Below are 23,516 nucleotides of genomic sequence, written 5' to 3' on the forward strand. Positions count from 1 at the left end.
CGACGGCCCCTTTCCTCACCCCCGCCCCCTTAGGGTTCAGGGCGAACGACCCTCCCGGATATGCCCGGGAGGGCTCCTGGGGAGGGGAGCGCTTGATGCGCAGCGGAGCAAAGGTCGCTCTGGTCGGCGGGGTCTTCGCCGTGCTGGTGGGGGGCGCGGGGTACGGCGCGTACAACGTGGTGAACGGCGTGAGCGGGGGCAACCGTTCGCCGGGCCCCGGCGGCGGCGTGGTGAAGACCGGCCCGCTCGCGAGCGGCGAGGTGCGGGACGCCGCACGGGAGTTCCTCGCCGCGTGGGCCTCCGGCGACACCGATTCAGCGGCCTCGTACACGAACGACCGCGAGGAGGCGGTGATCGCGCTGACCGGTTACCGCGAGGACGCCCACCTCACCGGGGTGAAGCTCACCCCGAAGCGGGCGTCCGGCACCCGGGTGCCGTTCTCGGTCTCGGCGAAGGTGTCGTACAAGGGGAAGAGCAAGCCCTTCCGCTACGACTCCCAGCTCACCGTCGTCCGCGGCGAGACCACCGGCCGCCCGCTCGTCGACTGGCGGGCCGCGGTCCTCCACCCCTCCCTGGAGGAGGGGGACACCCTCGTGACCGGTGAGGCCGAGGCGCCGCCCATCCAGGCGGTCGACCGGGCGGGCACCGTCCTGCGCGCGAAGGACTACCCCTCGCTGGGGCCCGTCCTGGAGCAGCTGCGCACCAAGTACGGCGAGAGCGCGGGCGGCGAGCCGGGCGTGGAGCTGTACGTCCAGCACGAGGACGAGGACGCGGGAACCCGCACGCTGGTCACCCTCGCGAAGGGCAGGCCCGGCAAGCTGCGCACCACGCTCAGCGCGGGCGTGCAGAAGGCGGCGGAGCAGGCGGTCCTGCGCAACGCCGAGTCCTCGGTGGTGGCGCTGAAGCCGAGCACCGGCGAGGTCCTCGCCGTCGCCAACCACCGCAAGGACGGGTTCAACGCGGCGTTCTCCGGCCGGGTGGCCCCCGGTTCGACGATGAAGATCCTCACGTCGGCGATGCTCATCGACAAGGGGGTCGCCAAGGCGAGCGGCGCCGCGCCCTGCCCGGCCTCCGCGACCTGGCAGAGCCAGACCTTCCACAACCTGAAGGGCATGACGCCGAACGAGTCCGCGACGTTCTCGGAGGACTTCGCGCGCTCCTGCAACACCGCGTTCGTGAAGCTCATCGACGAGGACGGCATCACGGACTCCTCGCTCACCGAGGCGGCGCAGAACGACTTCGGGCTGGGCGGCGACAACTGGAAGGTCGGCATCCCCTCCTTCGACGGCTCCGTGCCCGCGTCCGCGGGCCCGAACCGGGCGGCGAACGCCATCGGCCAGGGCGAGGTCCAGCTGAACCCCCTCAACATGGCCTCGGTGACGGCGACGGCGATGACGGGCTCCTTCCGGCAGCCGGTGATCGTGCCGCGGTCCCTGGACGACCGCGATCTGGCCACCGCGCGGGGCCTGCGCTCCGCCACCGTCCAGCAGCTGCGGCAGATGATGAACCGCACCGCGGTCAGCGGCACCGGGGCGCGCGCCATGGCGGGCCTGGGCAGCGACGTCGGCGCGAAGACCGGCTCGGCGGAGGTCGACGGCCAGGAGAAGTCGGACAGCTGGTTCACCGGCTACCGGGGCGATGTCGCGGCGGCCGCGATGTCGCAGCAGGGCGGGCACGGCGGCGACGCGGCGGGCCCGATCGTGGCGGCGGTGCTGGGGGCAGGGTAGGGGGTCGGCCGGTGCGTTGCCCGGGCGGGCGGCGAAATTGGTCGAGGGCTTCTCCGTACGCCTCTAAGGTGGCCTTCCGGTGAGGAGCCGGGGGTTCCGGGGAACTGCGGAGGGTTTGTGGGCAAGCGAAGGCGCGCCGCCGAGCGCAAGAGCGTCGGTGTCAGAAGCATGAAGGTCCACCCGGGCGTGCTCGGCGGGGCCGCGGCCGTGGTCGTGTGCGGGGTGGGGGCCGCCGCGTTCGCCTTGTCCGGAGGCTCCGGTTCCGACGGGGACGGCTCGACCGTCGACGAGAAGCAGGTGGCCACCGGCCCGCCGACGCCGGCCGAAGTCCGCACCACCGCACGGGCGTTCCTCGCCGCGTGGGCGCAGGGCGACGTGGCGCGGGCGGCCGCGCTCACGGACGACCGCGCGGCGGCGGACAAGGCCCTGACGTCCTACCGCAAGGACGGCCACCTCACGAAGACCCGCCTGACGCCCGGCAAGCGGTCGGGCGCCGACGTGCCGTTCAAGGCGGCGGCCACGGTCTCGTACGAGGGAAAGACCAAGCCCCTTTCGTACGCCTCCGAGCTCACCGTCGTCCGCAGGAAGAGCGACGGCAAGCCGCTGGTGGGCTGGCGCCCCTCGGTGCTGCACCCCGATCTGAAGCAGGGCGACCGGCTGGTCACCGGCGAGGCGGGCGACCCGCCGATCAAGGCGGTGGACCGGGACGGCGGCGAACTGACGCGGGACAAGTACCCCTCGCTCGGCACGGTCCTCGACGGGCTGCGCGAGAAGTACGGCAAGAAGGCGGGCGGCACGGCGGGCATCGAGCTGCGCGTGGTGCGGGCGGGGTCCGACGAGGCGAAGAAGGACGCGTCGGGGTCGGACCGGGCGAAGAAGGACGACGCCGACGCGGTGCCCGACAAGACGCTCCTGACGCTCGCCCCCGGCACGCCGGGGACGCTGAAGACGACGTTCAGCGGTTCGCTGCAGTCGGCCGCCGAGAAGGCGACCGCCAAGCGGAAGCGGGCCTCCGTCGTCGTGGTCAAGCCCAGCACCGGCGAGATCCTCGCGGCCGCCAACTCCACTCCCGGCGGCTTCAACACGGCCTTCCAGGGCTCCATCGCGCCCGGCTCCACGATGAAGGTCATCAGCTCCTCGCTGCTCCTGGAGAAGAAGCTCGCGGGCGTGGACAAGAAGCACCCGTGCCCCAAGTACGCGACGTACGGCGGCTGGAAGTTCCAGAACGACGACAAGTTCGAGATCAAGAACGGCACGTTCCGGGCGAGCTTCGCCCGCTCCTGCAACACGGCCTTCATCAGCCAGGCCAAGAAGCTCCAGGACGACTCCCTGACCAAGCAGGCGCAGGAGGTCTTCGGGCTCGGCCGCGACGACTGGTCGATCGGCGTGCCCACCTTCGACGGGGCGGTCCCGGTGCAGAGCGACGCCCAGATGGCGGCCTCGCTCATCGGGCAGGGCGCGGTGCGGATGAACCCCCTGAACATGGCGTCGGTGGCGGCGACGGTGAAGTCGGGCAGGTTCAAGCAGCCCTACCTCGTCTCGCCCGGCCTCGACGACCGCAAGCTGGCGACCGCGTCCCGCACGATGTCGGGCTCGACGGCGGCGGCGCTGCGGGAACTCATGCACTACACGGCGGTCGCCGGAACGGCGGTCGAGCCGATGTCGGGCCTCGGCTCCGACATGGGCGCGAAGACCGGCTCGGCGGAGGTCGACGGCCAGAAGAAGCCCAACGGCTGGTTCACCGCGTACCGGGGCGATCTGGCCTCGGCGGCGGTCGTCCAGGAGGGCGGGCACGGCGGTGACTCGGCGGGTCCTGTGGTGCGGGCGATGCTGCTGGCCGGGGGCTGATCCCGCGGCACGGTACGGGTGGTCCGCGCCGCCTGTCCACGCCTCCTGTCCGCTCTGCGGATACGTGGTCGCGTGCCCCGTACATGGACCGCTAGCGTGCCGGGCATGAGCGCTACCTCACCCGTACCGTCCGACGCACACCCCCGTTTCGCCGAGGCCCTGCTGGAACTGGGTCTCGGCGATCTGCTTCCCCGGGTCCGCCGCTTTCCCGACCACACCCGCACCGCGCAGGAGGCCGCCGCGGCCGTCGGCTGCGAGCTCAGCGAGATCTGCAAGTCCCTGATCTTCGCGGCGGACGGGCTTCCCGTGCTGGTCCTGATGGACGGCGCGTCCCGGGTGGACCTGGACCTCGTACGCCAGGCGCTCGGCGCGGAGAAGGTCACCCGCGCCAGGGCGGACGTCGTCCGGGAAGCCACCGGCTACGCGATCGGCGGCGTACCACCCTTCGGCCACGCCACCCGCACCCGCGTCCTCGCCGACCGCTCCCTCCTCCGCCACGACGTGGTGTGGGCCGCGGCCGGCACGCCCTACGCGGTCTTCCCGATCGCCCCCGAGACCCTGATCGCGCACGCGGGCGGCACCCTGGTGGACGTGCGCGAGAGCTCCGCGTGACCCCGCTGGTCGCGGCGGCCGTCCTGCTCGCCGCCGTCACGCACGCGAGCTGGAACGCGATCGCCCACCACATCACGGACAAGCTGGTCGGCTTCACCCTGATATCCGGCGGCGGCACGCTGATCGGCCTGCTCCTCGCCCTCTTCGTGCCCCTCCCCGCCCCCGCCGCATGGCCCTGCCTCCTGCTCTCCGCGGCCCTCCACGTCGGCTACTACGCCCTGCTCATGCGGTCGTTCAAGCTCGGCGACTTCGGCCAGGCGTACCCCATCGCGCGCGGCACCGCGCCACTGGTCGTCACCGTCCTCGCGGCGGTCTTCGCGGGCGAGATCCCCGACGCCTGGCAGGCGGCGGGCGTCGCCGTCTCCTGCGCGGGCCTGACCTGGCTCGCCCTCTGGGGCATCCGGGGCTCGGGCCGCCGCCCCGACTGGGCGGCGATCGGCGCGGCCCTCGCGACGGGCGTCTCCATCGCGGCGTACACGGTGGTGGACGGCCTGGGCGTCCGCGCCGCCGGCTCCTCGATGTCCTACACCGCCTGGCTGATGACCCTGGAAGGCATCGCGGTCCCGCTGTACGCGGCGTACCGCTGGCGCGGCGAACTGCTCCCCCGCCTGCGCCCGTTCGCAGCGGTGGGCCTGCTCGGCGCGGCCCTCTCGGTCGCCGCGTACGGCCTGGTCCTGTGGGCCCAGACGAAGGCGGACCTGGCCCCGGTCTCCGCGCTCCGCGAATCCTCGATCATCGTCGGGGCGGCCATCGGCGCACTCTTCTTCAAGGAACGCTTCGGGGCGCCCCGGTTGCTGGCGGCGGGGCTGATGGTGGCGGGGATCGGGTTGATGCTCCATGCGGGGTAGCCCTCCCGGGCGGGGGAACTGAGGGGGGCGGCACACTCCGGCGGCCGCCCCCTCCCCCTGCCCAGTCTCCGCTCACGTTTACGCTCCCGGCCCCGGTGCCGACACCTCCGCCCACACCGCCTTCCCGGGCCCGCTCCGCAGCAGGACCGGCCGATCCCTGGGCCCAAGGGCTATGCCGCTTCGCGCAGCGCCCGGACCAGCGCCTGTGCCCGCGGGTCCGCCGTCACGCCCTTGTTCATGCCGTTCGTGACATAGCCGAACGCCAGGCCCGACTCCGGGTCCGCGAAGCCGAGGGCGCCGCCGCGGCCGGGGTGGCCGAAGGAGGTGGGGGACAGGAGGGGTGAGGCGGCGCCGTGCAGCATGTAGCCGAGGCCGAAGCGGGTGCTGACGACCAGGACGCGGTCGGGGCCCGCGGACGCCTCGGTCCGGGCGAGCGCGACCGTCTCGGGGGTGAACAGGCGCCGCCCGCCGGGCACTTCGCCGATCAGCGCCGCGTAGAAGCGCGCGAGCCCGTCCGCCGTGGCCACGGCATTGGACGCGGGCAGCGCCGCCGCCCGGTACGCGGCGTCGTTCTCGTCCGGCGGGGGATCGATCGCGCCGAACGCGCGACGGGTCAGCGAGGCGGGGTCCTCGTACGCCTCGGACACGTTCCGCTTGGGGCGGACCCGTAGGCCACCCGGCGCCGTGGGCGGGTTGATCCGGCCCAGTCGGCCGACCCGCGCCGCCTCCGCTTGTGGCAGTCCGACCCAGAGGTCGAGGCCGAGCGGGCGGGCGATCTCGGCCGCGATCCACTCCCCCACGGGCCGCCCCGTCACGCGCCGCACCAGCTCGCCGGTGAGCCAGCTGTACGTCTGCGCGTGGTAGCCGTGGTCCTCGCCCGGCTCCCAGGCCGGGGCCTGCGCCGCCACGACGGCCGCGGCGAGGTCCGGGTCGAGCGCCTCGGCGGGCGTCAGCGGGCGGTCCAGGGCGGGGACGCCCGCGCGGTGCGCGAGGACGTGCCGGACCAGGACCCGTTCCTTGCCGCGCGCCTTGAACTCCGGCCAGTAGTCGCCGACCGGCGCGTCCAGTTCCAGCATCCCGCGCTGGTGCAGCAGGAGCAGCGCGGCCGCCGCCACGCCCTTGGTCGCCGAGCGGACGATCTGCGCGGTGGCGGGTTCCCAGGGCGCGTCACCCGCGCCGAGGTCCCCGTCGACGTCCTTCGTACCGCCCCACAGGTTCACGACCTGCTGCCCGTCGCGGTACACGGTCACCGCCGCGCCCCGCTCCCCGCGCTCGCCGAAGTTGCGTACGAAGGCGTCCCGGACCGGCTCGAACCCGGCCGCCACCGTGCCGTGCACCCCGCCGTCCCGCACCTCACCCATGACATCGTTCATGACAAGGTCAACGGCCATTACCGGCCGTCGATTCCCTAGCTTCCCGCCCTTACCGTCTTCGGATCGAAGCCGAAGGGCAGTTCCAGGCGGTGCGCGCTCATCAGGCCCTCGTCGGAGAGCAGCTCGCCCGTCGGGCCGTCCGCCGCGATGACGCCCTCGCTGAGGATCAGCGCACGGGGGCAGAGCTCCATGGCGTACGGCAGGTCGTGCGTGACCATCAGGACCGTCACGTCCAGGGACCGCAGGATGTCGGCCAGCTCGCGCCGCGAGGCCGGGTCGAGGTTCGAGGACGGCTCGTCCAGGACCAGGATCTCCGGCTCCATCGCCAGCACCGTCGCGACCGCCACCCTGCGCCGCTGCCCGAAGGAGAGGTGGTGCGGCGGCCGGTCCGCGAACTCCGCCATGCCGACCAGGGAGAGGGCCTTCTGTACGCGCGCCTCGAGCTCCGGCCCGCGCATCCCGGCCGCCGCGGGGCCGAACGCCACGTCCTCGCGCACCGTCGGCATGAACAGCTGGTCGTCCGGATCCTGGAAGACGATGCCGACCCGGCGCCTGATCTCCGCCATGTGCCGCTTGCCGACGGGCAGCCCGGCCACGGTGACCGTGCCCGCGCCGCCGGTCAGGATGCCGTTCAGGTGCAGTACGAGGGTCGTCTTGCCCGCGCCGTTCGGCCCGAGCAGGGCGACGCGCTCGCCGCGCCCGACGGTGAGGTCGACGCCGAAGAGCGCCTGGTGCCCGTCGGGGTAGGCGAAGGCCAGTCCGGCCACTTCCAGAGAGGGCGCGGCGGGGGGTGCAGAGGTCACAGGGTCCATCCCAACAGGCATACGACGAGTGCGGTCAGCGGCAGGGCCAGCGCGTACGTCCACTGCGCCCGGGAGGCCTCCACCTCGTCGATGACCGGCATCGACCCGGCGTAACCGCGGCTGACCATGGCCAGGTGCACGCGCTCGCCCCTCTCGTACGAGCGGATGAAGAGCGCGCCCGCGGACTTGGCGAGGACGCCCCACTGCCGCACGCCCCGCGCCTCGAAACCGCGCGAATCGCGGGCGATCTTCATGCGGCGCATCTCGTCCGTGATGACGTCGCCGTACCGGATCATGAACGAGGCGATCTGGACCAGGAGCGGGGGCAGCTTCAGCCGCTGCAGTCCGAGGAGCAGGGCGCGCAGCTCGGTCGTGGCGGCGAGCAGTACGGAGGCGGCGACGCCCAGCGTGCCCTTGGCCAGGACGTTCCAGGCGCCCCAGAGGCCGTTGACGCTGAGGGACAGGCCGAGGACGTCGACGCGCTCGCCCTGGGCGACGAAGGGCATCAGCACGGCGAACGCCACGAACGGGATCTCGATCAGCAGCCGCTTCAGCAGGAACCCGGCCGGGATGCGGGCGGCGTACGCGACGACGCCGAGCAGCACCGCGTAGAGACCGAAGGCCCACATCGCCTCGCGCGGGGTGGAGACCACGACGATCACGAAGCAGAAGACGGCCGCGAGCTTGGTGTGCGGGGGCAGCGCGTGCACCGGCGAGCCGCCCCGGCGGTAGAGCCGGTGGGCGTGGCCCGCGCCCATGTCAGGCCCTCTCGGACGCGCGGGCCCCGGACGCGTCGGAGGCCTCGGACGCGTCGGGGGCATCGGGCGCGTCCAGGGTCTCGGGCACGGCGGTCGCCGAAGCGTCACCCGTACGGCGCCTGCGCAGCGCCCAGAACACCGCCGACCCGGCCACGACCGTGACGCCCACGCCGATCACCCCGGCGAGCCCCCCGGAGATACGGGCGTCGGTGACGTCCTTCACCCCGTAGTCGGCCAGCGGCGAGTCCGCGGCGGCGTGGTCCTCGGCCTTCTCGTCGATGCCCTTGTCGTGGGCGACCTTCTCCAGGCCGTCGGGGTCGGCCGAGGCGTAGAAGCTGACGAAGCCCGCGAGGACGAGGGAGGTGACGATGCCCGCGATCCACACCTTGCGGGTGGACCGGGCCGCGACCGGCACCGGCTCGGCGGCGGGCGCGTCCACCAGTTCCCCGCCGACGCGCAGCTTCAGCGGCCGGGTCAGGCCGCGGGCCCCGTACACCAGGTCCGGCCGTACGGCGATGACGGCGCCGACCGTGAGCGCGGTGATCGCGGCCTCGCCGATGCCGATGAGGACGTGTACGCCGACCATGGCGGTGGCGACCTTGCCGATGGAGACGTCGGTCGTACCGCCGATGGCGTAGATGAGGGTGAAGGCGACCGCGGCGGCGGGCACGGAGAGCAGTGCCGCGGTGAAGGAGGCGACCGTCACGGAGCGGCGGCCGCGGGGCAGCACCTTCACCAGGCCGCGGAAGACGGCGTAGGCGACGACGGTGGTGACGATCGCCATGTCGGAGATGTTCACGCCGAGCGCGGTGAGGCCGCCGTCCGCGAAGAGCACGCCCTGCATGAGCAGCACGACGGAGACGCAGAGCACCCCGGTGAAGGGGCCGACGAGGATCGCGGCGAGCGCGCCGCCGAGCAGATGTCCGCTGGTCCCGGCCGCGACGGGGAAGTTCAGCATCTGGACGGCGAAGATGAAGGCCGCGACCAGACCGGCGAGCGGCGCGGTCCGCTCGTCCAGCTCCCGCCGCGCGCCCTTGAGGCTGACGGCCACGGCGCCGGCCGCGGCGACCCCCGCGGCAGCGGACACCGGGACATTGATGAACCCGTCGGGGACATGCATGAGCTCGCTCCTGGGCAGGGGCCCTGGACAGGGCAGATCGCTCGTGACGCTCGTGAACCGTTCAATGATAGGGCCTTGTTGCAAACGGTTTGCAAGAGCGCTGCGGTCCCGAATCGGCTACGCCTACTCGCAACCCACTCGCAGCGGATAGCCGGACATATGGGACATTGGTGAAGAAAGGCCCGACGAAGTGCCCGGTGGGAAGAGGAGTTCGGTGATGTCCGCAGTCGAGCAGTACGCACGCGCCCACCTCGTCACGGACTCCTCCGAGGGCCACCGCGCCGTCCCCGTCATGCTCCACTACGACGCGGAGGCCGACCCGCACGCGGTGCGGATCGGCCTCCCCGGCTCCCCCCACCGGGTTCTCGCCCGGCAGCTCCTGGAGCAGGGCCTGCGGGCCCCGGTCACCTCCGGCGACGTCCAGGTCTGGCCGTGCGGCCGGGTCCAGACCGTCCTGGAGTTCCACGACAGGGACGGGGTGACGGTCGTCCAGTTCGACGCGTCGGCGCTGATCCGCTTCCTGCGCCGCACCTACGCGGCCGCCACCCCGGTCACCCATTAGGGCCTGTGTCATATCCCCGGCCGGGCGACCGGGGATATGACACAGGCTCTTAGGTCCAGGACGTCCCGGGCGGCGGGCCTCAGACCCGCGCCGGCTCCCGGCCCGCGTCCGCGGACCCGGCGCCCTTCTCCGCCTCCGTGCGCAGCCCCTCGCCCTCGACGTCCACGTTCGGCAGCGCGCGGTCCAGCCACTTCGGCAGCCACCACGCCTTCTTGCCGAGCAGCGCCAGAACCGCGGGCACCAGCGCCATGCGGACCACGAACGCGTCGAAGAAGACGGCGATCGCGAGGCCGAAGCCGATCATCTTCACCATCTGCTCGGACGAGCCGATGAAGCCGGCAAACACCGCGATCATGATGACCGCCGCCGCCGAGACGACCCGGGCCCCGTGCCGGAAGCCGGTCACGATCGCCTGGCCGGGCCGCTCCCCGTGGACGTACGCCTCCCGCATCCGGGTCACGAGGAAGACCTCGTAGTCCATCGCGAGGCCGAAGACGACGCCCACCATGAAGATCGGCATCATCGACATGATCGGGCCGGTCTGCTCGACGCCGAAGAGCGAGCCGAGCCAGCCCCACTGGAAGACCGCGACGACCGCGCCGAGGGCCGCGAGGACCGAGAGCAGGAAGCCGAGGGCCGCCTTGAGCGGGACCAGGACCGAGCGGAAGACGATGATCAGGAGCAGGAAGGCGAGGCCCACGACCAGTGCCAGGTAGGGCAGCAGGGCGTCGTTGAGCTTCTGCGAGACGTCGATGTTCATGGCCGTGGTGCCGGTGACCATGATGTCGGCGCCGGTGCCGGACTTGATCTGCGCGCCGGTGTCGCGGATCGAGTGGACCAGGTCCTCGGTCTCGATGCCGCTGGGCTTGGAGGACGGGACGACGCTGATGATCGCGGTGTCCTTGTCCTTGTTGAGCATCGGCGGGGCGACGGTCAGGACGTCGTCGAGCTTGGAGATCGTCTTGGTGATCTCACCGGCCGCGGCCTTCGGGTCGTCGGCGCCCTCCAGGTCGCCGACGACCATCAGCGGACCGTTGAAGCCGGGGCCGAAGCCGTCGGAAACCAGGTCGTACGCCTTGCGCTGGGTCGTGGACGTCGGCTGCGCGCCGTCGTCCGGCAGACCGAGCTCCAGCTGCGAGACCGGCAGGGCCGCGGCGCCGAGGCCCACGATGCCGACGAGCAGCACGGCGACCGGGCGGCGGACCACGAAGCGGGCCCAGCGGGTGCCCATGTTCTGCTTCGGCTCGCCGCCGTTCCCCGCGGCGGTCTTCCCCGCGGCGTTCTTCTCCGAGGCGGCCTTCTCCGCGGCGGCCTTCTTCTTGCCGCCGCCGAACAGCCTGCTCTTCTCGCCCATCGGCATGACCCGCCTGCCCGCGTACCCGAGCAGCGCCGGGATGAGCGTGAGGGCGATGAGGACGGCGATGACGACCGTGCCGGCCGCGGCGAAGCCCATCTTGGTGAGCATCGGGATGTTGACCACGGCGAGGCCGACCAGGGCGATCACCACGGTGAGTCCGGCGAAGACGACCGCCGAGCCCGCGGTGCCGACGGCGCGGCCCGCCGCCTCCTCGCGGTCGCGGCCGTCGGCGAGTTCGCCGCGGTAGCGCGAGACGATGAAGAGCGCGTAGTCGATGCCGACCGCGAGGCCGATCATCATGGCGAGCGTCGAGGTGGTGGTGCCGAGGTCAAGGGCGTTGGCGAGCGCGGTGATCGACGAGACGCCGATGCCGACCCCGATCAGCGCGGTGAGCAGCGGCAGACCGGCCGCGATCAGCGAGCCGAACGTGATGATGAGGACGACCGCGGCGATCGCGATGCCGATGACCTCGGTGGCCCCGGTCTCGGGCATGGCCTGCAGCGCGTCGCCGCCGACCTCGACCGTGAGCCCGGACTCGCGCGCCTTGTCGGTGGTCTTCTCCAGCGCGTCGCGGTCGTCGTCGGTCAGCTCCATCGAGGTGACCTTGTACGAGACGGAGGCGTACGCCGTGGAGCCGTCCTTGCTGACGGTCTTGGCCTTGAAGGGGCTGTCCGCGCGGGCCACCTGGTCCGAGCCGGACCTCAGGGCGGCGACGGTCTTGTCGATCTCGGCCTTGTTGGCCTTGTCGGTGACCTTCTCGCCGTCCGGCGCCTTGAAGACGACGCGGGCGCTCGCCCCGTCCGCGCTGGCCTCGGGGGCCCGCTTCTCCAGGAGGTCGAAGGCCTTCTGGGCCTCCGTGCCGGGTATGGAGAAGCTGCTGGAGGCGGCGGTGGGCGCGGACGCGGCGCCGACCCCGGCGAGCGTCAGGAGCGCCACCCAGATGAGGGCGACGAAGTGGCGTCGCCTGAAGGCGAGTTTGCCGAGTTTGTAGAGGAAAGTGGCCACGAGGGCGTACTCCCGGTCAGGTCGTGGTGTCCGGATTGGGCAGGGGAGGTCAGCCCGACGACGTGAGCGGTGCGCGTCAGGGAGAGAGGGTCGGTCGGGTCAGACGCCGAGTGCGGGGAGGATCACGGCATCGATGTACGAGGCGAGGAACTCGCGGTCGACCGGGCGGTCCTCGATGAGGTCCCGGGCCGCGAAACCGCCCACCATCATGTGGACGACGAACTCAAGGGCCGGATTGTCCGGGGCGACTTCGCCGCGCTCCACCGCCCTGCGCAACAGGTCGTTCAGGCCGGTGAGCTCCGGCTCGATGAGCAGGTTCCGCAGCGCCTGGTGGAGTTCGGGGTTGTCATGGACGGCATGGAACAGGCCCCGCATCAGCGCGGCGTCCTTCTCCATCTGGCAGTCGTCCGAGCGGGCCACCATCTCGTACAGGTCGCCGCGCAGCGACCCGGTGTCGATGTCCGCGAGGGACGCCGGCTTGTTGTGCCGCAGCGCCTTGGCGATCAGCTCCGGCTTGCTCCCCCACTGGCGGTAGAGGGTGGCCTTGCTGGACCGGGTACGGGCCGCGACGGCGTCCATGGTGAGGGCGTCGTAGCCGACCTCGCGCAGCAGGTCGAGCACGGCCGCGTACAGCTCGGCCTCGCGCTCGGGCGTGATCCGGCTGCGTCGGACGGTCACCGACTCAGTCATGATCTTCACCTCCTGCGGTAAGGAACGGAACGGAACGGTTTCGTACACCGAGACTGTACGTCGCCATCTAACGAAACGAAACCGTTTCGTACGTGTGCTGCGTCACCTTCTCTCCCGCCGTGTCCCCCCTCGCTCCGGATTCACCCCCGGCACGAGTTGCCGCCGCCTGCGGGGCGGAAAAGCATGGTGAGGTGACCGACGCGCGCGAAGATGCCCAGGCCGACCGCTCCTACCTGCGATTCCCGCACCTCAGCGGCGACCGCCTCTGTTTCGCCGCCGAGGACGACCTGTGGGTGGCCCCCCTCACCCCGGAGAGCTCCCCGGCCGGCCGGGCCTGGCGGCTCACCGTCGACCGGACCAAGGTGAGCCACCCCCGCTTCTCGCCGGACGGCCGCCACATCGCGTACACGACCTGGCGCAGCCTCGACCCGGAGATCCACCTCGCCCCGGTGGCCGGCGGCCCCTCGCGCCGCCTGACCTACTGGGGCAGCACCGACACCCGGGTCTGCGGCTGGTCCCCCGACGGCGACATCCTCGCCGTGTCCTCGCACGGCCAGCCCTTCTCGTACTTCTGCTGGGCCTACAGCGTGCCCGTCGACGGCTCCCCCGGCGGCAAGCTGCCCTGGGGCCCGGTCTGGGACATCGCGATCACCGACTCCCTCGCCGACGGCGAGTGCGACCGCAAGACGCTGCTCCTGACGGGCAAGCCGCCGCACGAGCCCGCCGCCTGGAAGCGGTACCGGGGCGGCGCGACGGGCCGCCTGTGGGTGCACGGCAAGCAGATCCTCGCCGACCTCGACGGGCATCTGGACTCCCCGATGTTCGTGTCCGGGCGCATCGCCTTCCTCTCCGACCACGAGGGCATCGGCAACCTCTACTCCTGCCTGCCCGACGGCACCGACCTGCGGCGCCACACCGACCACGACACCTTCTACGCCCGGCACGCGGCCGCCGACGGCACCCGCGTCGTCTACCAGTGCGCGGGCGAGATCTGGCTGGTCGACGACCTCTCGGCGGGCTCCGTGCCGCGCCGGCTCGACGTGCGGCTCGGCGGGCCGCGGGCCGGGCGGCGGGTCTACCAGGTGCCGGCCGCGCAGCACCTCGACGCGCTCTGTGTGGACACGACGGGCCGCGCCAGCGCCGTCGTCGTACGCGGCTCCCTCTACTGGCTCACCCACCGGGACGGCCCGGCCCGCACCATCACCGACACCCCGGGCGTACGGGTCCGCCTCCCCGAGATGCTCGGCACCAGCGGACAGGTCGCCTACGTCACCGACGCCGAGGGCGAGGACGCCGTCGAGATCGCCTCGCTGCCGCGGGCCAGCGGCGACCGCGCGCCGCGCAGACTCGCGAGCGGGCGGCTCGGCCGTGTCCAGGAGCTGGTGGCCGACCCCGACGGCAAACGCCTCGCCGTCGCCTCGAACGACGGCCGGCTGCTCCTGATCACGGTGTCCGACGGGGCGGCCGACGACACGGGGACGGACGGGGCAGGGAGTCCGGAGGGATCCGCGGGCCCGGACAACCCCGACAGCCTCACCGAGCCCGAGAGCTCCGACGGCGACGTCACCGAACTCATCCGCTCCGTCAACGGACCCGTCCGCGACCTCGCCTTCTCCCCCGACGGCACGTGGCTCACCTGGTCGCACCCGGGCGTCGGCCGCTCCCTGCGCCAGATCAAGCTGGCACGCATCGAGGGTCCCTTCGCGCGCACGGTCGTCGACGTCACCAACGGCCGCTTCGAGGACGAGAACCCCGTCTTCACCCGCGACGGCCGCTACCTCGCCTTCCTCTCCTGGCGCGGCTTCGACCCCGTCTACGACGTGCACACCGGCGACCTGTCCTTCCCGCTGGGCTGCCGCCCCTACCTCGTACCGCTGTCGTCGGCGACGCCGTCCCCCTTCGCGCTGCTGCCCGACGGGCGCCCGGCGGCGGGCGGCCTCGACCCGGCCGACGGCGGCGGGGGCTACGGCACCACGACGGTGGAGGTCGAGGGCCTGGAGGCGCGGGTCACGCCGTTCCCGGTCGCCGCCTCGAAGTACTCGGCGCTGCAGCCCGTCAGCGGCGGCGGCCTGGTCTGGCTGCGCTGGCCGATCTCGGGCGCGCTCGGCGAGACCTTCGCCAACCCGGCCGACACCTCGGGCCGTCCCACCCTCGAACACTTCAGCATCACCAAGACGAAGAAGTCCCAACTCGTCGACCACCTCGACTGGTTCGCGCTGAGCGGCGACGGCACCCGGCTCGTGGTCGTCGACGAGGGCGACCTGAGCGCCGTGCCCTCCACGGAGGTGGGCGACGGCGACACGACCGTCTGGATCGACCTGCGCCGCATCCTGCACGAGGTCGACCCGGCCGCCGAGTGGCGCCAGTCGTACGACGAGGCGGGCCGGATCATCCGCGCCTACTTCTGGGACCCGGGGATGTGCGGCATCGACTGGGACGCGGTGCTCGCCCAGTACCGGCCGCTTGTCGAACGCGTCGCGTCCCCCGACGAGTTCGCGGACCTGCTGCGCGAGGTACTCGGCGAGCTGGGCACCTCCCACGCGTACGTCTCCGCGGCCCGCCGCAACGAGGGCCCGCCGCACTACCAGCGCGCCATGGGCCTGCTCGGCGCCAACCTCGTGCACCGGGACGAGGGCTGGATGGTCAAACGGATCCTGCCCGGCGACTCCTCCGACTCCAAGGCCCGCTCACCGCTGGCCGGAGCGGGCATCCGGGAGGGCGCGATCCTCACGCACATCGACGGCCGCCCGGTCGACCCGGTCACCGGCCCCTACCCCCTCCTCTCGGCGGCGGGCGGCACGACGGTCGAGCTCACCTTCCGCGCCGCGGAGCGCGACGGCCGCCCCCGCCGGGTCGCGATCGTCCCCCTCATCAACGAACGCCCCCTGCGCTATCAGGACTGGGTGGCCAAACGCCGTGAGGTCGTACGGCAGTTGAGCGGCGGCAAGTGCGGCTATCTGCACATCCCCGACATGGGCGGTTCGGGCTGGGCCCAGTTCAACCGGGACCTGCGCCTTGAGGTGGACCGGCCCGCCCTGATCGTGGACGTGCGCGGCAACGCGGGCGGCCATATCAGCGAACTCGTCATCGAGAAGCTGACACGCAAGATCATCGGCTGGGACCTGACGCGCAACGCCGAGCCCGTCTCGTACGCGTCGAACGCGCCCCGCGGCCCGGTGGTGGCCCTCGCGGACGAGGCGACGTCCTCGGACGGCGACATGATCACGGCCGCCTTCAAGCTGCTCGGGCTCGGTCCCGTCATCGGCCAGCGCACCTGGGGCGGCGTGGTCGGCATGACCGGGCGGCACCGGCTCGGCGACGGCACGGTGATCACGGTGCCGATGAACGCGGGCTGGTTCGACGCGTACGGCTGGAGCGTGGAGAACCACGGCGTCGCCCCGGACCTGGACATCCTGCGGACGCCGCTGGACTGGGCGGAGGGGCGGCACGCCCAGCTCGACGACGCGGTGCAGCTGGCGCTCGACCTCCTGGAGCAGAATCCGGCGGCCTCGGCCCCGGGCCACTCGGACGTCCCGGACCGCCGCCGTCCACCGCTCCCGCCGCGCTCCTGAAACCCTCCCCATGATCGAAATGCACAGAATGTCCGCCCGTGTAAATCTGGTCGAGGCCCCATCCCCCCACCCACTACGGGAGTGAAACGCATGGGCATCAAGGACCAGTTCCAGGACAAGGCCAACGACCTCGCCGGCAAGGCCAAGAGCGCCGTGGGCGACAAGGGCGACGAGGCACGTGACCGCGCCTCGCAGGCTCCCGACGAGGCGCAGGACGCCGCTCAGGAGCAGCAGGACAAGTTCGACCAGGACTACGACGCCTGACGCCGCGCGGAGCGTGAACACCAAGAGGCCCCCCGGGACGCCGGGCGGGCCTCTTGCCGTGCTGCGCGTCCGGTGGCGTCGGACCCGTGCTGCGCGTCCGGTGGCGTCAGGCGCCGGACCGCGCCCGTTCGTCCGCGGAACCGCCCGCGCCGACCAGACCCGTCGAGACGGTGCCGAGCCGCGGCTCGAAGCGCCGCATCTCCCGCTGGCCCACCGCGCCGATGACGCCCGGGAGATAGCCGCGGATGCCCTGCATGCCCCGCAGCCACCACTGCGCGTACACATGGCTGGAGCGCCGCTCGATGCCCGCGACGATCCGGTCGACCGCCGGACCCAGCGGATACGTCTTGTTGGACGGCCACGGCAGCCTGGAGCGCAGCTCCCGCATCACGTCGTCCTGGTCCGCGCCCCGCACCATGTCCGTGTCGGTCCAGGACAGATAGCCGACGCCGACCTTGACGCCCTTGTAGCCGACCTCGGCCCGCAGCGCGTGCGCGTACGCCTCGACGCCCGACTTCGACGCGCAGTACGCCGTCATCATCGGCGCCGGGGTGATCGCGGCGAGCGAGGCGATCTGCAGCAGATAGCCGCGGCTCTCCATCAGGACGGGCAGGAAGGCCCGGCCCGTCACCGCGCTGCCGATGAGGTTGACCTCGATGACGCGGCGCCAGGCGTCCGGGTCGGACTCCAGGAAGGGCCCGCCGCTGGCCACACCCGCGTTGGCGACGACGATGTCGACCTTGCCGAAGTGCTCCTTGACCTCCTGGGCGACCCGCGCCATCGCCACGTGGTCGGTGACGTCCGCGTGCCAGTGCGCGGACTCGGTGTGCAGCCGCTCCGACACCAGCTTCAGCTCGTCCGGCTCCAGGCCGACGAGGGCGACCTTCGCGCCGCGCGCCGACAGCTTGCGGGCGAGCAGCTCACCGACTCCGCGCGCCGCGCCGGTGACGACCGCGACCTGCCCTTCCAGGCTGACCCTGTTCATGCGCCCTCCTTGACCTGTACGTACGTTGCGACGAGTTCGTTGATCCGGGCGGTGACGGCCTCCGGCGCCTCGATGGGCGTCATGTGCCCGACGCCGGCCAGTTCGGTGAGGCCCACGCCGTTCGGCAGCGCGGCCGCGATCCGCCGCGCGTGCACGACGGGGGTCAGCCGGTCGGCCGTCCCGGCGATGACGGCGGTGGGCGCCCGCAACGCGCCCACCTCGACGTCCAGTTGGAGCGATTCGAGGACATGCGACCAGCCGTGGCGCACGATCCTCGGGCAGGCGTGCACGATCCGGGCGCACGCGTCGACCCGCTCGGGCGCGGCGCCGGGGCCCATCGTCGCGTACTTGAGGATGCGTCTGGCCAGCGGCGTCACGGGCCCGAGCGGCGCGCGCGAGCCGAGCACCGAGCGGGTGATCCGGGTCCGCACCCGCCCTGCCCGCAGCAGCGGCACCACCGTCGACTCGGCGACCAGCGCCGAACTCCCCGTACTGCAGAGCAGGACCGCGGCGGTGTGCTCGCGCACCCGGTCCCGGCCGCCCGCGGCCATGATCGTCATGCCGCCCATGGAGTGCCCCACGAGCACGGCCTGCTCGCCCGGCGCGAGCGTCGCCGCGAGGACCGCCTCGAGATCGTCGGCGAGCGCCTGCGTGCTGTAGCCCTCGGCTCCCGACGGTGCCGCGCTGCGCCCGTGCCCACGCTGGTCGTACGCGATGACCCGGCGGTCGACGGCGAGCGCCCGTATCTGCGCGGCCCAGAAGGCGGGCGAGCAGGTCCAGCCGTGGGTGAGCACGACGGCGGGCGCGCCCTCGGGGCCGTGCACCTCGACGTGGACGCGGGCACCGTCGGCGGAGACCGCGGTGAGTTCCCGGCTGGCGACGGGCGGCGCGTAGGGCCCGCTGGTCACATGGGTCGGTCGGCTCATGCCCCGGCCTCGACCTTCTTGGTCCCGGGCTTCTTCTTCGCACCGGAGCCGGACACGGCCTCCAGCGGCTTCGGAGGCCGCAGCACCTCGTACTCGGAGAGGTCGACCCGGCGGGTCGCCGCCCGGAACTCGGTGGTCGTGCCGGGCCACACGGTGGTGTTGACGCCGTTCTTGTCGAGGTACCAGCTGTTGCAGCCGCCGGTGTTCCACACCGTGCGCTTCATCCGCTCCTGCACCCGGTCGTTCCAGACGCGTACGGCGTCCGGCCTGGCCGCGAGCGCGGCGCTGCCGCCGAGCACGTTCAACTGCCGCAGGTAGTCCGCCATGTAGTTCAGCTGGGACTCGATCATGAGGATCATGGAGGAGTTGCCGAGCCCGGTGTTCGGGCCGATGATCGTCATCCAGTTGGGGAACCCGGCGGCGGTCGCGCCGCGCAGCGCGTTCATGCCGTCCTTCCAGGTCTCCATGAGCGTGAGCCCCTCCTCACCGACGACCCGGTCGGCGATCGGCATGTCCGTCACGTGGAACCCGGTGCCGAAGATGATCGCGTCGACCTCGGTCTCCGTGCCGTCGGCGGCGACGACGGTGTTGCCCCGCACCTCGGCCAGACCGCTCGCGACGACGTCCACATTGGGCTTGGCCAGCGCCGGGTAGTAGGAGTTGGAGAGCAGGATGCGCTTGCAGCCGATGCGGTACGTGGGCGTCAGCTTGGCCCGCAGCACCGGGTCCTTGATCGCCCGGTACATGTTCCGCTTGGCGATCTGCTCGACCATGCCGAGCTCGTTGGGCCGCTTGGTGAACGCCTGGACCTGCAACTCCCGGATGCCCCACAGGAGTCCGCGCCTGGCCTGCGTGGTGAACGGCAGCTGCTTGTGCAGCCAGCGCTCCACGCCGGTGATGGCCCGGTCCGCGCGCGGCATCACCCAGGGGGGCGTGCGCTGGAAGAGGGTGAGCCTGCCGACCTTCTTCTGTATCTCGGGGACGATCTGGATGGCCGAGGCGCCGGTGCCGATCATCGCGACGCGCTTGCCGCTCAGGTCGTAGTCGTGGTCCCAGCGGGCGGAGTGGAAGACCTTGCCGGGGAAGGTGTCGATGCCGGGGATGTCCGGGGTCTTGGGGTCGGAGAGCGGCCCGGTGGCGGAGACGACGACGTCGGCGGTGAGGGTGCCCTTGCTGGTCTCGATCTCCCAGCGCAGCTGCCCGGCGTCCCAGCGCATCAGCTTCACCTCGGTGTCGAGGCGGATGTGCGGGCGCAGCCGAAAGGTGTCGGCCACGTGCTCCAGGTACTCGCGGATGCGCTCCTGGCCCGAGAAGGTGCGCGGCCAGTCCGGGTTGGGCGCGAAGGAGAAGGAGTACAGGTGCGAGGGCACGTCGCAGGCGCAGCCCGGATAGCTGTTGTCCCGCCAGGTGCCGCCCACCGCGCCGGCCCGTTCCAGGACGACGAAGTCGGTGATGCCCTCGCGGCGCAGCCGCACGGCGGCCCCGAGACCACCGAACCCGGATCCGATCACCGCCACCCGTACGTGCTCGTGCTCGCGCCCCTGCTCAGGGCTCCGCTCGCGCTCGGCCATGCCGCCGCCTCCCGAAGTACACGACTCTGCCAGTAACCACTGGCGCAATTCGGAGAGTAGAACACCCGCGTACTGATGGGTAGGGGTGGGAGCCAGGAAAGTTACCGGCGGTACAACATAGGCTTCTGGCGTGGCAGACCAAGCAGAGCGACCCGCGGACGACGACGGCGGTGGTGGCGTCGGTAGCGGTGGTGGCGTCGGTACGGGTGGTGGCGTCAGGGAGTACCGCATGGCGGAGCTGGCGCAGGAGGCCGGCATCACCGTGCGCACCGTGCGCTTCTACCGCGAGCGCGGCCTGATCCCGCCGCCGCGCCGCGAGGGCCGCATCGCCTGGTACGACGAGCACCACCTGGCCAGACTGCGCACCATCGCCGCCCTCCTGGAACGCGGCCACACCCTGAACGGCATCGCCGAGCTCGCCGACGCCTTCGAGAAGGGCCGCGACGTCGGCGAACTCCTCGGCCTCGGCGAGCCGACCGAGGAGCAGCCGGTCCGCCTCACCCCCGAGGAACTCGCCGACCACTTCGCGGGCGAGGTCACCCCCGAGAACCTCGTCGCCGCCCTCGACCTCGGCTATCTCGGCACCGACGGCGACGAGCTGGTCCACATCAGCCGCCGCCTCCTGGAGGCCTCATCCACCCTGGTGCGCAAGGGAGTTCCGCTGGCCGCGGTCCTCGAAGCGGGCCAGCGCGTGCGCGAACACGCCGACTCACTGGCGGAGCTGTTCATCACGGTCATGCGCGCCCACGTCCCCGACACCGCGGAGGTGGACATCGACCAGCTGCGCCCGCTCGCCAAGAGCGTGGTGGAGGCGGAACTCTCGATGGCCCTGGACCGCCGCCTCAAGCAGAGCTGAAACCACAGGAGTTCAGCGAGGGAGCCACCAACGCGCCTTGTAGATGCCGCCGTTGACGTACTTGTAGGAACTCTCCGGCCGGTGCACGCTCACCGTCGTGGTCCACCAGGTCTCGCCGAGCCCGCTCTCCGGCACGGTGGTCACGACCTGCCCGGTGCGCGGGTCGTCCCCGACGGCCTTCACCGACTTCCGCGAGATCGTCTCGTACCCGGCGAAGTCCCGCACGAACTCCCCGCTCCGCGTCTCGTACTGGAACACCGCCGCACCCGTCGTCACCCACAGCCTTCCCGGCCGCCCGGCGACCGGGAACAAGTCGTGCCCGCCCGGCGTCCTCCCCGGCGCGCCGACCGGAAGCCCCACCGCGGACAGCCGCGTCAGCGTGGGCCGCGCGGCCTTGCCGCCCACCGCGTACGTCACCAACTCGTCGTCGCCGAGGGCCCACAGCACCTCGCGCGCGGCGTCCCAGTGCAGCGCGTGCGCGCCCTTGAGCTCCGCCTCCGTGTACCGCGCGGACCGCGGCCCCCGCGACGCGGCGTACAGCCGCACCCGCGCGCCGGTGCTGCACGCGACGGCCACATTGCCGTCGGGCAGCAGCTCCGCGCTGTGCGGATTGAACAGATCGTCGCCGGGCCCGATGGCCGTGCCCCAGTACCGCCGGCCCGTCGGGTGCTCGACGACGGCCACGAAGCCGAACGACGCCGTGGTCAGGACGTACGTGCGCCGCCGGTGCAGCCGCACCTTCGCCTCGCACGGGTACACCCAGCTCATGTCCGGGTCCAGGTCCCTGTAGCGCGGGTCGCCGAGCGGCGAGAACTCCCAGCACACGGCGGACGGGTCGACAGCCGGGTCCCAGACCCGGCGCCGCGGGTCGAGCACGAGGATCCGCCTGCTCGCCTGCTCGGTCAGCAGAACGGGCGGTGTCCCGGCGGGAACCCCGCCACCACCGCCCGTCCCGAACGCCCGTGCGGTGGGCAGCGCCACCGCGATCCCGGCACCCGCCGCACCCAGCACGACGGCACGTCTCGATGGCACGGCAGCCATGAAATCCCCCCGGAACCTGGGCAGTTGGTCAGGTGCGCGACCGCAATCTGCCATGCCGTCCGGTCCCGGGACAGCCCTCCGCCGGACTTTGTGTCCGTGTCCCGCCGCCGACCACCCCGTTGGGGGACGGGCGGGGACGGGCGGGGACGGGCTACAGGTCGTAGACCACCGTCACCGGCGCGTGGTCGCTCCACCGCTCGGCGTGGCTCGCGGCCCGCTCCACGTACGCCTTCACCGCGCGCCCGGCGAGCCCCTCCGTCGCCACGTGGTAGTCGATGCGCCAGCCCGTGTCGTTGTCGAAGGCGCGCCCACGGTAGGACCACCACGAGTAGGGGCCCTCGACGCCCGGGTGCTGCCGGCGCACGACGTCCTCGTACTCCTCGAAGACCTCGTCCAGCCAGGCGCGCTCCTCGGGCAGGAAGCCGGAGTTCTTCTTGTTGCCCTTCCAGTTCTTGAGGTCGGCCTCCTGGTGGGCGATGTTCCAGTCGCCGCAGACGACGACGTGCCGCCCCTCGGCGGCGGCCCGCGCCTTGAGCTCCTTGAGGTACACGAGGAACTCCCCCATGAACCGCACCTTCTCGTCCTGCCGCTCGGTGCCGACCTCGCCGGAGGGCAGATACAGGCTGGCGACGGTGACGCCCGGCAGATCGGCCTCGACGTACCGGCCACTGCCATCGAACTCCTGCGACCCGAAGCCGACCCGCACCCGGTCCGGCTCACGGCGCGTGTACAGCGAGACTCCCGCGCGGCCCTTCGCGGCGGCGGGCGCGTGCACGACGTGCCAGCCCTCGGGAGCCCGCACCTCGTCCGGCAGCTGCTTCTCCTCGGCGCGCACCTCCTGCAGGCACAGCACGTCGGCCGAGGTCTCGGCGAGCCACTCCACGAAGCCCTTCTTGGCGGCGGCGCGCAGGCCGTTCACATTCACGGAAGTCACAGTGAGCATCCCGGCACGATACCGGCACACTGGACGCCAGAACTCCCACCCGTATCGCATAGAAGTACGATGGAGCGCATGGATATCCAAGCTCGCGAGGCCGCCGACCCCGCGCCCGCCCCGGCCGGTGCCGCCGCCCCCGTACCCGCTCCGGCCGGTGCCGCCGCCCCCGTCCACCTGCGCGCCGTCACCTTCGCGCACCCCGACGCGGTCCGGCTCAACGACCGCGTCCAGTTCGAATATGCGGAGCGCTACGGCGACGAGGGCGACGTCACACCCCTCGACCCCACCATGTTCGAGCCGCCTCGTGGGCTCTACCTCATCGCGTACGACGAGCACGGCACCGCCCTCGCGACGGGCGGCTGGCGCCGCATGGACGAGAACGGCGAGGGGTATCAGGACGGCGACGCCGAGCTGAAGCGGATGTACGTCACCCCCGAAGCCCGCGGTCTCGGCCTCGCCCGCCGGATACTCGCGGCGCTCGAGGCGGACGCGAAGGCGGCGGGCCGCGTCCGCATGGTCCTGGAGACCGGCACGAAGCAGCCCGAGGCGATCACGCTCTACACCTCCAGCGGCTACATACCCGCCCCGGCGAAGTTCGGCCACTACCGCTTCGACGACCTGAGCCGCTGCTACGCGAAGGCCCTGTAGCCCTCGCCGGGAC

20 protein-coding genes are annotated in these 23,516 nt (G+C 72.2%); 9 read left to right on the top strand and 11 right to left on the bottom strand.

Annotated features, from left to right (window positions below):
- Nucleotides 1–95 precede the first annotated feature (95 nt).
- The 4 genes from ACFVYL_RS20320 to ACFVYL_RS20335 all read left to right on the top strand — a co-directional run bounded on the left by ACFVYL_RS20320 (nt 96) and on the right by ACFVYL_RS20335 (nt 5,035).
- On the top strand, nt 96–1,727 hold the full coding sequence (locus ACFVYL_RS20320) for a penicillin-binding transpeptidase domain-containing protein (protein ID WP_389717908.1): 1,632 nt from the start codon (nt 96–98) through the stop codon (nt 1,725–1,727).
- A 117-nt stretch (nt 1,728–1,844) separates the two neighbouring features.
- Entirely contained in the window at nt 1,845–3,575 is a 1,731-nt protein-coding gene (locus ACFVYL_RS20325; protein WP_389717910.1) for a penicillin-binding transpeptidase domain-containing protein, read from the top strand.
- A gap of 105 nt (nt 3,576–3,680) precedes the next feature.
- The gene (locus tag ACFVYL_RS20330; RefSeq protein ID WP_389717913.1) at nt 3,681–4,187 is read left to right on the top strand and encodes a YbaK/EbsC family protein; all 507 of its coding nucleotides are present in this window, start codon (nt 3,681–3,683) and stop codon (nt 4,185–4,187) included.
- Nucleotides 4,184–5,035 carry a DMT family transporter gene (locus ACFVYL_RS20335; RefSeq protein ID WP_389717915.1) on the top strand — a complete coding sequence of 284 codons (852 nt, stop codon included), beginning with the start codon at nt 4,184–4,186 and terminating at the stop codon, nt 5,033–5,035. Before ACFVYL_RS20330 ends, ACFVYL_RS20335 begins: the two co-directional genes overlap by 4 nt.
- A gap of 170 nt (nt 5,036–5,205) precedes the next feature.
- Here ACFVYL_RS20335 and ACFVYL_RS20340 read toward each other — a convergent pair whose 3' ends face one another.
- Genes ACFVYL_RS20340 through ACFVYL_RS20355 form a run of 4 tightly spaced genes read right to left on the bottom strand, consistent with a single transcriptional unit; the run spans nt 5,206 to nt 9,089 of the window.
- Nucleotides 5,206–6,426: a serine hydrolase domain-containing protein gene (locus ACFVYL_RS20340; RefSeq protein WP_389717918.1), complete on the bottom strand. Its 1,221-nt coding sequence runs from the start codon at nt 6,424–6,426 to the stop codon at nt 5,206–5,208.
- 17 nt (nt 6,427–6,443) lie between these two features.
- Nucleotides 6,444–7,220 carry an energy-coupling factor ABC transporter ATP-binding protein gene (locus ACFVYL_RS20345; RefSeq protein ID WP_389717921.1) on the bottom strand — a complete coding sequence of 259 codons (777 nt, stop codon included), beginning with the start codon at nt 7,218–7,220 and terminating at the stop codon, nt 6,444–6,446.
- Nucleotides 7,208–7,969, bottom strand: coding sequence for a cobalt ECF transporter T component CbiQ (gene cbiQ, locus ACFVYL_RS20350; protein ID WP_389717923.1), 762 nt, complete (start codon nt 7,967–7,969; stop codon nt 7,208–7,210). The genes ACFVYL_RS20345 and cbiQ overlap by 13 nt, the downstream gene beginning before the upstream one ends.
- Nucleotide 7,970: 1 nt before the next feature.
- Nucleotides 7,971–9,089, bottom strand: a complete 1,119-nt coding sequence (locus tag ACFVYL_RS20355; protein WP_389717926.1) for an energy-coupling factor ABC transporter permease — start codon at nt 9,087–9,089, stop codon at nt 7,971–7,973.
- Between the two features lie 217 nt (nt 9,090–9,306).
- Here ACFVYL_RS20355 and ACFVYL_RS20360 point away from each other — a divergent pair, with 217 nt between their 5' ends.
- A complete protein-coding gene (locus ACFVYL_RS20360) occupies nt 9,307–9,651 on the top strand; it encodes an SsgA family sporulation/cell division regulator (RefSeq protein ID WP_389717929.1) in 345 nt (114 codons plus the stop codon).
- Between the two features lie 79 nt (nt 9,652–9,730).
- On the opposite strand, the gene ACFVYL_RS20365 is transcribed toward ACFVYL_RS20360, so the two are convergent.
- Nucleotides 9,731–12,013, bottom strand: coding sequence for an MMPL family transporter (locus tag ACFVYL_RS20365; protein ID WP_389717932.1), 2,283 nt, complete (start codon nt 12,011–12,013; stop codon nt 9,731–9,733).
- Between the two features lie 99 nt (nt 12,014–12,112).
- Nucleotides 12,113–12,703: a TetR/AcrR family transcriptional regulator gene (locus ACFVYL_RS20370; protein WP_389717934.1), complete on the bottom strand. Its 591-nt coding sequence runs from the start codon at nt 12,701–12,703 to the stop codon at nt 12,113–12,115.
- Between the two features lie 191 nt (nt 12,704–12,894).
- Between ACFVYL_RS20370 and ACFVYL_RS20375 the strand changes: the two genes are divergently transcribed.
- The gene (locus ACFVYL_RS20375) at nt 12,895–16,275 is read left to right on the top strand and encodes a S41 family peptidase (RefSeq protein ID WP_389717937.1); all 3,381 of its coding nucleotides are present in this window, start codon (nt 12,895–12,897) and stop codon (nt 16,273–16,275) included.
- 90 nt (nt 16,276–16,365) lie between these two features.
- The gene (locus ACFVYL_RS20380; protein WP_389717939.1) at nt 16,366–16,539 is read left to right on the top strand and encodes a hypothetical protein; all 174 of its coding nucleotides are present in this window, start codon (nt 16,366–16,368) and stop codon (nt 16,537–16,539) included.
- 106 nt (nt 16,540–16,645) lie between these two features.
- On the opposite strand, the gene ACFVYL_RS20385 is transcribed toward ACFVYL_RS20380, so the two are convergent.
- Genes ACFVYL_RS20385 through ACFVYL_RS20395 form a run of 3 tightly spaced genes read right to left on the bottom strand, consistent with a single transcriptional unit; the run spans nt 16,646 to nt 20,021 of the window.
- On the bottom strand, nt 16,646–17,524 hold the full coding sequence (locus ACFVYL_RS20385) for an SDR family oxidoreductase (protein WP_389717942.1): 879 nt from the start codon (nt 17,522–17,524) through the stop codon (nt 16,646–16,648).
- The gene (locus ACFVYL_RS20390; protein WP_389717944.1) at nt 17,521–18,450 is read right to left on the bottom strand and encodes an alpha/beta fold hydrolase; all 930 of its coding nucleotides are present in this window, start codon (nt 18,448–18,450) and stop codon (nt 17,521–17,523) included. Before ACFVYL_RS20390 ends, ACFVYL_RS20385 begins: the two co-directional genes overlap by 4 nt.
- The gene (locus ACFVYL_RS20395; RefSeq protein ID WP_389717946.1) at nt 18,447–20,021 is read right to left on the bottom strand and encodes a flavin-containing monooxygenase; all 1,575 of its coding nucleotides are present in this window, start codon (nt 20,019–20,021) and stop codon (nt 18,447–18,449) included. Before ACFVYL_RS20395 ends, ACFVYL_RS20390 begins: the two co-directional genes overlap by 4 nt.
- 229 nt (nt 20,022–20,250) lie before the next feature.
- Here ACFVYL_RS20395 and ACFVYL_RS20400 point away from each other — a divergent pair, with 229 nt between their 5' ends.
- Nucleotides 20,251–20,877: a MerR family transcriptional regulator gene (locus tag ACFVYL_RS20400; protein ID WP_389718183.1), complete on the top strand. Its 627-nt coding sequence runs from the start codon at nt 20,251–20,253 to the stop codon at nt 20,875–20,877.
- 12 nt (nt 20,878–20,889) lie between these two features.
- On the opposite strand, the gene ACFVYL_RS20405 is transcribed toward ACFVYL_RS20400, so the two are convergent.
- Together ACFVYL_RS20405 and ACFVYL_RS20410 are read right to left on the bottom strand one after the other, a co-directional pair.
- Complete coding sequence (locus tag ACFVYL_RS20405; RefSeq protein ID WP_389717948.1) at nt 20,890–21,918, bottom strand: DUF6528 family protein; 1,029 nt, start codon at nt 21,916–21,918, stop codon at nt 20,890–20,892.
- 151 nt (nt 21,919–22,069) lie between these two features.
- Nucleotides 22,070–22,861: an exodeoxyribonuclease III gene (locus ACFVYL_RS20410; protein WP_389717950.1), complete on the bottom strand. Its 792-nt coding sequence runs from the start codon at nt 22,859–22,861 to the stop codon at nt 22,070–22,072.
- A gap of 69 nt (nt 22,862–22,930) precedes the next feature.
- On the opposite strand from ACFVYL_RS20410, the gene ACFVYL_RS20415 reads away from it, so the two are divergent.
- Nucleotides 22,931–23,503 carry a GNAT family N-acetyltransferase gene (locus ACFVYL_RS20415; RefSeq protein WP_389717953.1) on the top strand — a complete coding sequence of 191 codons (573 nt, stop codon included), beginning with the start codon at nt 22,931–22,933 and terminating at the stop codon, nt 23,501–23,503.
- The last annotated feature ends 13 nt before the right edge of the window (nt 23,504–23,516 follow it).

The organism is Streptomyces sp. NPDC058308 (genome assembly GCF_042880275.1).
In the GTDB taxonomy this organism is placed as follows: domain Bacteria; phylum Actinomycetota; class Actinomycetes; order Streptomycetales; family Streptomycetaceae; genus Streptomyces.